The sequence below is a fragment of the Paenibacillus forsythiae T98 genome, from assembly GCF_000520735.1.
GTDB classification, from domain to species: domain Bacteria; phylum Bacillota; class Bacilli; order Paenibacillales; family Paenibacillaceae; genus Paenibacillus_AQ; species Paenibacillus_AQ forsythiae.
In genome coordinates, this window is record NZ_ASSC01000138.1 from 23,683 (window position 1) to 35,153 (window position 11,471).

Annotated in this window: 12 protein-coding genes and 1 pseudogene; 10 read left to right on the forward strand and 3 right to left on the reverse strand. The window is 51.0% G+C overall.

Features of this window, described 5'->3' with window-relative positions:
• The first annotated feature begins 256 nt into the window (after positions 1–256).
• The 5 genes from L692_RS0105120 to L692_RS0105140 are packed head-to-tail and all read left to right on the forward strand — an operon-like array spanning position 257 to position 5,453.
• A complete protein-coding gene (locus L692_RS0105120) occupies positions 257–1,438 on the forward strand; it encodes a pyridoxal phosphate-dependent aminotransferase (RefSeq protein WP_025697791.1) in 1,182 nt (393 codons plus the stop codon).
• Between the two features lie 24 nt (positions 1,439–1,462).
• On the forward strand, positions 1,463–2,332 hold the full coding sequence (locus L692_RS0105125; protein ID WP_025697793.1) for a MetQ/NlpA family ABC transporter substrate-binding protein: 870 nt from the start codon (positions 1,463–1,465) through the stop codon (positions 2,330–2,332).
• Positions 2,333–2,390: 58 nt separating this feature from the next.
• The gene (locus L692_RS0105130; protein WP_025697796.1) at positions 2,391–3,425 is read left to right on the forward strand and encodes a methionine ABC transporter ATP-binding protein; all 1,035 of its coding nucleotides are present in this window, start codon (positions 2,391–2,393) and stop codon (positions 3,423–3,425) included.
• The gene (locus L692_RS0105135; protein WP_025697797.1) at positions 3,418–4,080 is read left to right on the forward strand and encodes a methionine ABC transporter permease; all 663 of its coding nucleotides are present in this window, start codon (positions 3,418–3,420) and stop codon (positions 4,078–4,080) included. The genes L692_RS0105130 and L692_RS0105135 overlap by 8 nt, the downstream gene beginning before the upstream one ends.
• Positions 4,081–4,091: 11 nt before the next feature.
• Positions 4,092–5,453: an FAD-binding oxidoreductase gene (locus tag L692_RS0105140; RefSeq protein WP_025697799.1), complete on the forward strand. Its 1,362-nt coding sequence runs from the start codon at positions 4,092–4,094 to the stop codon at positions 5,451–5,453.
• A gap of 189 nt (positions 5,454–5,642) precedes the next feature.
• Here L692_RS0105140 and L692_RS0105145 read toward each other — a convergent pair whose 3' ends face one another.
• Entirely contained in the window at positions 5,643–6,350 is a 708-nt protein-coding gene (locus L692_RS0105145; RefSeq protein WP_025697801.1) for a metal-dependent hydrolase, read from the reverse strand.
• 49 nt (positions 6,351–6,399) lie between these two features.
• Positions 6,400–7,596 carry an MFS transporter gene (locus L692_RS0105150; protein ID WP_025697803.1) on the reverse strand — a complete coding sequence of 399 codons (1,197 nt, stop codon included), beginning with the start codon at positions 7,594–7,596 and terminating at the stop codon, positions 6,400–6,402.
• Positions 7,597–7,722: 126 nt separating this feature from the next.
• Between L692_RS0105150 and L692_RS0105155 the strand changes: the two genes are divergently transcribed.
• Positions 7,723–8,520, forward strand: coding sequence for a PaaX family transcriptional regulator C-terminal domain-containing protein (locus L692_RS0105155; protein ID WP_025697805.1), 798 nt, complete (start codon positions 7,723–7,725; stop codon positions 8,518–8,520).
• A gap of 269 nt (positions 8,521–8,789) precedes the next feature.
• The gene (locus L692_RS0105160) at positions 8,790–9,509 is read left to right on the forward strand and encodes an L-threonylcarbamoyladenylate synthase (protein ID WP_025697807.1); all 720 of its coding nucleotides are present in this window, start codon (positions 8,790–8,792) and stop codon (positions 9,507–9,509) included.
• 93 nt (positions 9,510–9,602) lie between these two features.
• Here the strand turns inward: L692_RS0105160 and L692_RS0105165 are convergent, their stop codons facing one another.
• Positions 9,603–10,025 carry a VOC family protein gene (locus L692_RS0105165; protein ID WP_025697809.1) on the reverse strand — a complete coding sequence of 141 codons (423 nt, stop codon included), beginning with the start codon at positions 10,023–10,025 and terminating at the stop codon, positions 9,603–9,605.
• 191 nt (positions 10,026–10,216) lie between these two features.
• Between L692_RS0105165 and L692_RS33780 the strand changes: the two genes are divergently transcribed.
• From L692_RS33780 to L692_RS0105180, 3 genes and pseudogenes are all read left to right on the forward strand, one after another.
• Complete coding sequence (locus tag L692_RS33780; RefSeq protein WP_269636713.1) at positions 10,217–10,351, forward strand: hypothetical protein; 135 nt, start codon at positions 10,217–10,219, stop codon at positions 10,349–10,351.
• Entirely contained in the window at positions 10,348–11,157 is an 810-nt protein-coding gene (locus L692_RS0105175) for an aminoglycoside phosphotransferase family protein (RefSeq protein ID WP_232238729.1), read from the forward strand. Before L692_RS33780 ends, L692_RS0105175 begins: the two co-directional genes overlap by 4 nt.
• A gap of 31 nt (positions 11,158–11,188) precedes the next feature.
• Positions 11,189–11,471: pseudogene (locus tag L692_RS0105180) on the forward strand (YdcF family protein); the annotation flags it as partial.

Below are 11,471 nucleotides of genomic sequence, written 5' to 3' on the forward strand. Positions count from 1 at the left end.
CATAATAAAATCAAAACAAGTTTATATTATTTCATGATAAAAGACAAGGTGAAAATCCGAAAATTTCGAAGCGCATACGGAGATTCCTGCCAGTCGGTTTATTGCGAATAATTGCGAATAATGTAGAAAAAGCATTGACAAGACACCGCCTTGAATCTATAATTTAAGAGTTTAATCCGACAAAAATGGTATGTTTAAATAGGAAGTGTAATTTTATACCATTGGACGGGATGTTTAAAGAAAAGGAGCCAAGGGAATGCCGGAATTAAGTAACAGGCTGGACGGATTTACTGAATCGATTATTCGCAAAATGACCCGTGTAGCCAGACAGTATGACGCCATTAACCTGTCCCAGGGCTTTCCGGATTTCGATCCGCCCCGGGAGCTGACGGAGGAACTGCGCAAGGTAGCGGACGAAGGCCCCCATCAGTATGAGATTACATGGGGTTCCGAGCTGTTCCGGGAGAAGCTGGCGCTCAAGCAGACGAAACGGATGGGGATCCCGGTAGATCCGGCAACCAATATTGTCGTGACCTGCGGCAGCACCGAAGCGATGATGGCTGCGATGATGACGGTGTGCAACCCGGGAGATAAAGTGATCGTATTCTCTCCGTTCTATGAGAATTATACGGCGGATGCGATTCTGACCGGCGTAACGCCCATCTATGTGCCGCTTGCCCCGCCGGAATTCGAGTATGACCCTGCGACATTGCGGCACGCTTTTGAACAGGGAGTCAAGGCGATTGTGCTGTGCAATCCGTCCAATCCGACGGGAAAAGTGTTCACGCTTGAGGAGCTGGAAGAAATCGCCCGGCTCGCGGTGGAATTTGACACGTTCGTGATTACGGATGAGGTCTACGAGCATATTGTGTACGAGCCGCATGTGCATACGTACATGGCGTCGCTGCCGGGGATGTTTGAGCGTACGCTGTCTTGCAGCTCGCTGTCCAAGACGTATTCGATCACCGGCTGGAGACTCGGGTATATCATCGGTCCGGCGAAGGTGATCGAGACCTGCCGCAAAGTGCATGACTTCCTCACCGTAGGAGCGGCCGCTCCCTTGCAGAAAGCCGCGGTGAAGGGCCTGGAAATGGCCGACGCATATTACGAAGAGCTTACCGGGATTTACGAGCGGAAGCGGACGTTGTTCCTGGACGGACTGGACCGGATCGGCCTCAAGTATTACAAGCCCCAGGGAGCTTACTATGTGCTGGTGGATATCAGCGAGTTCGGCGAGCCGGATGATTACAAGTTCTGCGAGTGGCTGGCGAAGGAGATTGGCGTTGCGGCGGTTCCGGGCTCAAGCTTCTTCCGGGAGGATGTCCGCCAGTATATCCGGTTTCACTTTGCCAAGAAGGAAGAGACACTGACCGAGGCGCTCAAGCGGCTGGAGAAGCTTGCGGCTTACCGGGGCGCGGGAATTACAAGTATCAAATAATTTGAATGCGAGAGGAACAGACAAATGAACAAGATAACAAAGGGGCTCGTCATTACACTGGTTATTTCCCTGATGGGACTGCTGCTCGCCGCTTGCGGCGGCAATGAGAAGGCGGCGGATGCGGGCGCATCGCCGGAAGCGAAGAAGGATATCAAGATTGGCGTATCTCCCGGCCCTTACGGCGACATGATCACCAAAGCGATTGCTCCGTATATGGAGAAGCAGGGCTATAAAATTGAAGTCGTGCAATTTTCGGACTATGTACAGCCTGACCAGGCGCTCGGCAGCGGCGAAATCGACGCCAATCTGATGCAGCATACGGTATATCTGACGAAGTTCGCCGCCGATAACAAGCTGGACATTGGCAAGGTGATTTCGGTTCCGACAGCGGGCATGGGCGTGTATTCCAACACAGTGAAGAATTTGGTTGACATTCCGGACGGCTCTAAGGTGGCGATTGCCGTCGACGCCTCCAATCTGGCGCGCTCGCTGCGCTTCCTGAAGGCGATCGGCTTGATTGACCTGAAAGCCGACGTAGACCCGACCAAAGCCACCGTGCATGATGTAGCGACAAATCCGCATAACCTCGAGTTTGTGACGATGGATGCGGCGCAAATTTCCCGCAGTCTGGACAGCGTAGCCATCGGCCTGATCCCCGGAAACTTCGCGATTGCGGCGAAGCTGGATCTTGCAAGCGCGATTGCTGTTGAGAAGCTGACGGAGGATTACAAGAACGTCGTCGCGGTGCGGACCGCCGATATTGACGGACAGCTCGGCAAGGACCTGAAGGCTGCGGTCGAGTCGGAGGAGTTCCATCAAGCGATTGAAGACCCTAGCGGAATTTTCAAAGCGTTTGACAAACCGGAATGGTATACGGCCAAATACGGCAAATAATCAATCAGCTGTACAGTTTGAGCATGAATGGCGTTGATTGCAGGAAAGGGTGCTCGCGGTGATTGTTCTTGATAAAGTCGACGTGATTTTTAAACAAAAGGGCCGGAGGATGCATGCGGTCAAAGAGGCATCCATTACTGTAAATAAGGGCGAAATCTTCGGAATTGTCGGTCCGAGCGGAGCCGGGAAGAGCACTTTGGTCCGGGTCATCAATCTGCTGCAGCCGCCCGCTTCCGGCAGAGTCATTGTGGGCGGTCAGGATATCACCCGGTTCAAGGGCGCCGCGCTGCGCAAGGTCCGGTTGAAGATAGGGATGATCTTCCAGCACTTCAACTTGATCAGCGGAGCGACCGTGTACGACAACATAGCTTTCGCGCTCAAAGCGAACAACTGCCCGGAGCAGCGGATTCGCGAACGGGTGAGTGAGCTGCTGGCCCAGGTGAACCTGTCGGACAAGGCGCAGGTCTATCCGGCCAACCTGAGCGGCGGGCAGAAGCAGCGGGTGGCGATTGCCCGGGCGCTTGCGAATGATCCGGAAATTCTGCTGTGCGACGAGGCGACCTCGGCGCTCGACCTGGAGAATACAGAAGAGATTATCCGGATTTTGCGGCGCATTAACCGGGACAATCCGATTACGATTGTGTTCATCACGCATGAAATGGATGTGGCCCGGAAGCTGTTTGACCGGATTGCGGTGATGGCGGACGGCGAAATCGTGGAGGTTGGAGACACTTACCGGATCTTTACGGAGCCGCAGCATCCGCTGACCCGTTCTCTGGTTTCACGGGTGCTGAATATCGAAGTGCCGGAGCATTTGCAGCTTAAGTCCCAGGAGGAAATGCTGAAGATCACCTACACCGGCGAGCGGGCGTATGAACCGCTCATCAGCAGGGTGTCGAAGGAATTTGACGTGCTGGTCGATATTCTCCACGGGAAGATCGAATATATTCAAGGCAAGCCGCTCGGTATTCTGCTGATCAAACTAAGCGGAGACGCCGCGGAAATTGCCAAGGCCCGGGACTATATTTCCGGCCAGGTGTTCAAGATTGAACGGATCTCCGCCGGAAATGAAGGGGGAGAGCTGAATGGATAGCACCTGGGATATTTTGCGATTGGAGCTGCCCTCGGCCGTTTGGGAAACGGTGATTATGATCGCCATTTCCATGGCGGCCTCGCTTGTGTTTGGACTGCTGATGGGTCTTATTCTGTATCTATCCGCAAGTCCCCTGTTTTTTCCCAAACGGACGCTCAACATGATCATGGGCGTAGTGGTGAATATCATTCGCTCCGTTCCGTTTGTTATTTTGCTTGTGCTGCTTATTCCCGTCACCAAGGCCGTTGCGGGAACCAGCATCGGGCCGGTGGCCGCTTCCGTCCCGCTCGCATTTGCTTCCGTCGCGTTCTTCGCCAGGCTGGTAGAGGGCGCGTTCAGCGAAGTGGATAAAGGGGTGCTCGAAGCGGCGATTGCCACCGGAGCGGGCCTTGGCCTGATTTTGCGGAAGGTGCTGTTCGTGGAGGCGATGCCGGGCCTGATCCGGGCGACCACCGTGACGGTGATCAGTCTGATCGGTTATTCGGCAATGGCGGGTCTGGTTGGCGGCGGCGGGATCGGCGATCTGGCGATCCAGTACGGGTATTACCGTTATGAAACGGGCGTCATGTTCGCAACGGTCCTTCTGCTGATTATTATTGTCCAGGGTGCGCAATTCGTCGGCGATTGGTGCGCCCGGGTATTTACCAGAAAGTAGAGGTGGGTTTCTTGCAGGAGCTGTACAGCATAATTTCCGATCCGCAGCGGATCAAGACGGTAGGAATCGAGGAAAAGTATGTTACAGATAATCTGGGACGCCTGCAGGGAACCTGCGACGCTCTGGTGTTTCCGGTTAGCGCGGAAGAGGTCAGCGGTGTGATGAAATGGGCGTATGCGAACGCTGTTCAAGTAACGCCGCGCGGGGCGGGAACGAATCTCGTCGGGTCTACCGTTCCGGAGCATGGGGGCATTGTGCTTGACCTGTCCCTGATGAACGAGATCGTGGAGCTGGACACGGATACGCTGACCGTGACGGTTCAGCCGGGTGTCCTGCTTGCCGATTTGCAGGCGTATGTGGAAGCCCGGGGGCTGTTCTATCCGCCCGATCCTGGTGAGAAGCAGGCGACGATCGGCGGCAACATCAGCACCAACGCCGGCGGCATGCGGGCGGTCAAGTACGGCGTGACGCGGGATTATGTGCGCGGGCTGACGGCCGTTCTGCCAAGCGGCGAAGTGATCCACACCGGCGGCAAGGTGGTGAAGGACAGCTCGGGCCTGTCGCTGAAGCATCTGCTTATCGGTTCGGAGGGCACGCTTGGCATCATTACCGAATGTGTATTGAAGCTCATTCCGAAGCCTGCGTTCGTCATGGGGGCGCTTGTGCCTTTTGACAGCCTGAAGACGGGAATTGACGCCGTAATCCGGCTCATTCACGAGAACGCGGGACCAACTGCCATCGAGTTCATGGAACGTAAGGTGGTCGCCCTGGGCGAGCAGTTTATGGGAGTCACCTTCCCTTATCCGGAGGCGTCGGCGTATATTCTGCTGTCCTTCGACGGCAACAGCGAGAGCGAGGTCCGCTCCAACGCGGAGCGCGCGCGCCAGTCTGTCATTCAGAATGGAGCGCTCGATTTCCTGCTGCTGGAGGATAAAGCGACGCTGGACGAAGTGTGGAAGGTACGCGGGGCGCTCGTCAGGGCGGTAGAAGCGGTGTCCGAGCAGGAGCCGGTGGATATCGTTGTGCCGATCAACAAGACGGCGGACTTTATCGCTTATGCCAATGAAGTGGAGCAGGAAAGCGGCGTGCAGCTAATCAGCTTCGGCCATGCCGGTGACGGCAATGTGCATTTATGCGTGGTTCGCGGGGAGCGGGATGCGGCGGCCTGGCAGAAGGATCTGAAAGCGGTCATGACCCGCATCTACGGAAAAAGCCATGAGCTTGGCGGCTTGACGTCGGGCGAGCATGGCATCGGCCTCAGCAAGAAGCCTTATTTCCGGAAAGCGACAGACCCGGCGGTGATCGCTGCCATGAAGCAGATCAAGGATGCGCTCGATGACCGCCACATTCTCAATACAGGCAAGATTTTCTGAGAGAAAGCCTGCGGGATGCGTAAGAGCCTTGCTCAGTTGGAACAAGTCTGTATGCGGCAGGGCAAGTAATCATAGGTTTAGTCGGAAGCACCGTCACCTGTTTCGGGGTGAGGGTGCTTCTTTTTTCAGGGATATAAGAATGTGTAAGCTCCACGCTTAAAATGCTATTTGTAGCCCATGATGCAATATTTACTTCCGGTATACGCTGGAGGTTGTGCTGTAGCTCTCTCCCGCATTTAATACGACGCCCTTCAATTGCTTCTTCGCCATTTGTTCTTCCCACTTGTTGGTGTCCTGGGTGATCAAAGGGAATGTATTGTAATGCATAGGGATGGTCAGGTCGGCGTTAAGCCATCGGGCCGCAATTACGGAGTCATCAATTCCCATGGTGAAATTGTCTCCAATGGGAAGCAGGGCGACATCAATCCGGTTCAACTCGCCAATCATTTTCATATCTCCAAATAAAGCGGTGTCTCCTGCATGGTAGAGTGTAGTGTCTCCCATCGTCAATAGAATACCTGACGCTACTCCGCCATAATGGAATCCATTGTCTTCCAGCTCAATACCACTACCATGCCAGGCGGGGGTAAGTTTAACCCGTCCCCATTCGAAATTGAAAGCCCCGCCTATACCCATCGGATGAATGGAAGCGCCTTGTACAGCCAGTTGCAAGGCCAATTCATAGCTTGTTACAATCGGACATTGATTAGCAATCGCTATGTCGATACTGTCACCGGTATGATCGGCATGCCCATGGGTAACTAACACCGCATCCACATGAATATCTTCCTTTTTGGCGGAAGCGTTAGGGTTGGCGGAGAGAAAGGGATCGATGATTACCCGTTTTCCCGCCGACTCGACAAGAAAGCAAGAATGCCCTAAATACGAGATGTTCATTTTATACCTCCTGAAAAATGGGATATATGGAGCCGCCGATCCTCTTCGATCATACGCCTGTTGTCACCGGGTGCTCTTTTGTTCCCGCGTATGCTCTTCTAATGCTCAGCAGGATCAAGGCGTATGCGATAGCGAGCAGCAGCATGAACCATCGAAAACCAAGATAGCCTAAAGCCCAGCCCCCAATCAGCAGAAGTAAAGCGTTATACAACCCATACTGCCTTTCCATAGTAGATAAGAGAGTTGTGCGCTGCTTGGGCGTCATTTCCGTTTGATTGAGATTGCTCATGGTTAAAGGTCTTATGCAGCCGGAGGCTAATCCCAATAAAATTATGGCTACAATCCCGGTAGTAATGTTCTGCGAAAGCCCAAAAACGGTGAGAGACAGAAAAGAGGCTGCAAAAGACAAGCGGGATAAAAAGTCCGGGCTTTTGGATTGCCCCCACCTCACCACATACCGGGATGCGAAAAAACCGAATAATGTAAATAAGCTCAGAACGAATCCAAACATATACAAGCTGAGGTTCTCTTTTTTATAGAAATAAAATGGGAGGAAGCCTACGAAAGGGGCCAAGGCAAAGGCGCGGGAAAACGCATAGTAGGACATCCAGTACTTTTGTTCATTGGTAAAGACAGGCTTGCCTGAGTGTGCCGGTGCGTTTTCGATAGCAGAAGAGGCGGAGGGACTTTCCCGGGTGACATCGGGACTGCGAGTTTCACGAATCAGCAATACGAACAATACAGCCAATAAATTAGAAAGAACAGAACCTGTGAATGCGTATGTAGAATGAATATGAAAAAGAATGCTGCCAACAACTCCGGAAATCAGCACCGAGAGAAACATGTAGCTGTTGGAGCCGGATTCAGCGCGCTTGTAACTTTGAGGCTCTGCAATCAGGTGACGCAGCAGGCTGGAGTCCGTACCGGCAGATAAACTGTACCCGAATCCGGAAACGATTTGACCTGCCAAGAGTACGGGGAAATGATGGCCGGACAGCAGCAGAATTAATCCGAGAGCCTTCACTAGCTCCGCTAATGCGATAACCGTTCTGTGGCGGAAATGTCCGAGTAGTCTGGCGTTGATGTTCGAAGTGACCATGATGACAACACCGTAAACGGCCAAGAGCAGTTCAATTTCCCAGAGCGGCAAACCAAGGTTATAAAAATAAATGAAAAGCACAGGTAAATGGAAATACAGTCTAGAAGCAAAACGATACAAATAAAAAAAACGAACAGATGCCGTCACGGCATTCAACCCTCTCCATAATATAATATTAAAAATGCGAATTTATATAAAACAAATTATAATATCATCAATGGAAATGTCAACAATAAAATGTTATGATTGAAAAAAGCCTGAGGAGGGACATTTATGCTGTCCGTAGAAAAACAGATTCTATATTTGATGTCCCGAACAGACGAGATGTCGGCTGACGAACTAATCAGCATCTATCAAAAACGCCAATATTCAGACCAGTATATTCGAAATGTTTTGTTCAGTCTTAAGAAACAAGGGTATATTGAGTCTCCCAAGCGTTCAAGCTACCGGATTCGGGCAAGCGGGCGGGAATACGTTCGGGCCATTAATCAAAAACCGCTGCTTTATAATAGGGAATGGGATGGCACCTGGTATGCGTTATTGTTTAATATTCCCGAGAAAGATCGTCGTAAGCGTAATCAACTGCGCAGCCGTATGAGTCAAACCGGCTTCGGCCTATTATATCCTAATGTGTTTGTTTCACCGTGGAACCATAAGAAAGAAGTGGAGGAATTCATACAGCAGCTGGAGATTACCGGGTATGTCTCCTTGCTCTACGGCCAGATGCTTTTAGGAGGCGTTGCCAAAGAGAAAGTTCCACAGCTTTGGGAGCTGGATAAATTGGCCCGCGTGTACGAAGAGAAGCGGAGATGGTTTCAAGATGAGTTTCTTATTGAAGCGGAACCGCTTAGCGCGAAATCCGATGCGGAGATATTCAATTATTTTCTCACGGTGGGTGAGGTGATTGCGGAACTGTATTTGCTTGATCCTATGCTGCCCAAATCCTTGCTCCCGGATCATTGGCAGGGGGCAAGGATACTGTTGGAACTGCAACAATATTTAAATCGAATCAGTGTCCACTTTTCTCCAAGCTCAGCCTATTATCGGTTTATGGATTTTTCAAACGCTTGATCATTTCATAATGTTTTAAATTAAATATATGGAGAGAAGCCAACGGTATATTTACGAGAAACGGTGCCGTCCTGAAAACGGGATGCGCAGCCGGTTCTTCTTACCGGTTGGTTTTTTTTTGCGTTTCTCCGGTTGAGTCCAAGGATTGACGGTAATTGGGAAATGTATCAAGCATTATTTTTTCGTTGACATCATTTGGGATTAATTATAATGTAATATATGAGATTATATATTAAAAATATTATAAAAATTGTTTAGGAGGGAATTGTATGGAGCGTCATCCTGTAGAGGAGAAGCTGGAAAAATTCCGGGTAGATGAATTGCCGGGAGAAACTGAAGTGGCACAGAACGAAAAGTTATTGGAGGCTAATGAACATAATTTTGCTTTGGCTGCCCAATGCGTAAGCGAGGGAGGGGTAATCATCGCCCCCAGTGATACGAATCTGGCTCTGACGCTTAATCCATGGGCTGATGAAGCCATTGAGCGGGCTTTTGCCATCAAGAATAGACCGGCGACCTCCGCGTTGACTTTGTTTTTTCTGAATCCCAATGATTGGAAAGAATATGGGGCCGCGGCTGATCCCGGGCTTGTTCAAGCATTCGTTGATGCATATTGGCCCGGCCCGCTCAATATTGTGCTTCCGAAGAAAGCGAATGTTCCTGATACAATGGTTCGTGGCGGTTCCACGATTGCGATGGGCTGTCTCAGCAATCCCGTATGGCGGGGAATGATGCGTCATTTGGACATTCCTGTGACCATGACATCAGCGAATCTTTCGGGTCAGGCTGACGGTGTGCTTGTGGATATGAATCTGGCTCTGAACCAAGTCGGGAGTAAAGTGGATTATATACTGGAAGGCGGAGCTCAGGGTACAACAAAGTCCAGTACGATCATCGACCTTTCCGGAGAACCCCGCGTCCTGCGGTATGGAGATATTACTGTCGCCCAACTGAATCAAATCGCCCCCGTCTTTAAGGAAATCAGTTAAGCTCCCTCTATAACCAATTTCACCTGCAAAATGCCGATATTCAAAAATCTCCTTTCAGGCCTGACCAAACTCGGCTCTATGGGAGATTTTTTTCTATTCCTGAATCAGTTGCTGTTTCCCCAGCAGATTCAGCTGCCAGGTCACCCCGAATTTATCGCCGACCCAGGCGAACTTATCGCTGAAAGGGTATTTATCCAGAGGCATGAACACCTGTCCCCCTTCGGACAGCCTAGCGAACAGATTGTTGATCTCCTCCTCGCTCTCGCAATTGACATAGAGAGAAATGGCGGGTGTAAAAGTAAAGTCATGCGGCGCATTGCTGTCAATGCACATAAACTGCTGACCGTTCAGAGAGAAGACGGCATGCATCACGCTTCCTTCAGCTCCCGCCTCGCCCGGTCCGTAACGCTGGATATGCACAATTTCCGACCGCTCAAACAAAGAAATGTAGAAGTGCATAGCTTCCTCGGCTTGTCCGTAGAACATCAGAAATGTTGTGATCTTTTGATTATCCATAACTATCACCCCTATTTGCAAACATATGTTCCTATAATAGTATTATCTGTACATCCTGGCGGTTTGTCAATGCTTTCGTGTGAAGGTATTATCAGGATATCCAATAATTAAAGCTCTTATTTATTTCCGAAGCAAGGTGCTTACTTTTGCGGCCAGAAAAGGGATAATCAAAGTCAGGGAGGGACAGATTCATGACGCAGCCGGCGGTATTTCCGCTCGCTGCTTCCGCTGTATGCATGCTTGGCACGCCTATCTTGACGCTGATCCAGCCCGGTCAATTCATATTGTTATGTGAAAGAGAGCTTGAGGAGGAGATACCCAGGTGACTGATTTGGAGCGAATCGGGCAAGGCAGAACCGCCGAAATATTTGAATATTCGAAAGGAAAGATTATCAAGCTGTACAAAAAAGGTTTCCCCGCCGAGGCAATCAATCAGGAGCTTGAGGTCAGCGGCCTGGCCAGATCACGCGGTATTTGTACGCCGGAGCCGTTTGGACATGCCTATCTGGACGGCAGGGAGGCATTAATTTTTCAGCGCATATCGGGCGCTTCCCTGCTCAGCCTTTTCATCAAGAAACCGTGGAATATTCATAAATATTCAAAATGGCTTGCGGAGCTACATGCTGAAATCCATGCTCATGAGGCAGCCGAATTGAAGAGGAAGCAAAAGAAGGTTCTCTGTAAATACATACAACAAGCTCCCTTGCTTAATGAACGGGAAAAGGAAATGATTATCCGCTATACGAAAGAATTGCCTGACGGGAACAAGCTCTGCCACGGCGACTTTCATCCGGACAACGTGATGGTTGACGGAGGCTATTGGATTGTGGACTGGATGACCGGAATGTCGGGAAATCCTGCTGGCGATGCGGCCAGGTCGATTATTTTGCTCGGCGTTGGTTCTATGCCTGACGGTACTCCGGCCCCTGTGAAGTTACTGGTTCAGTTCCTGAGAAACCGGCTAAAGAACGCCTACATTAAAGAGTATCTTAAGATAACCGGTCATCATTATTCAGCCATTGACGAATGGATATTACCGATAGCGGCAGCCCGGCTATCAGAATGGATTCCGCAGGGTGAAAAGGACGAGCTAGTATCCATCATCAGAGCCAGATTGAAGGCACTGGCATAAGACTTGTTGGAGCGAAAGGAGCGAGCTGGCATTGATTTATGTCATCAAATTTATCTACAGCTTCGTGCTGCCCCCTGGAATATTTATCGTACTGCTTGCGCTGCTGGCTATAGGGCTATTATGGAAAAAAAGGCGCGGCCCCGCAGTTGCGCTGTTCGCCGTAACGCTCTTGCTGTACTTGGCTTCGGTGCCGCTGATTTCCGAACCGCTGATGCGCAGCCTGGAATCGCGATATACCCAGCCGGAGCAGGTTCAGGGCGATTGTCTGGTGGTGCTCGGCGGCGGAGCTACGGCAGGGACGCCCGATATAGACG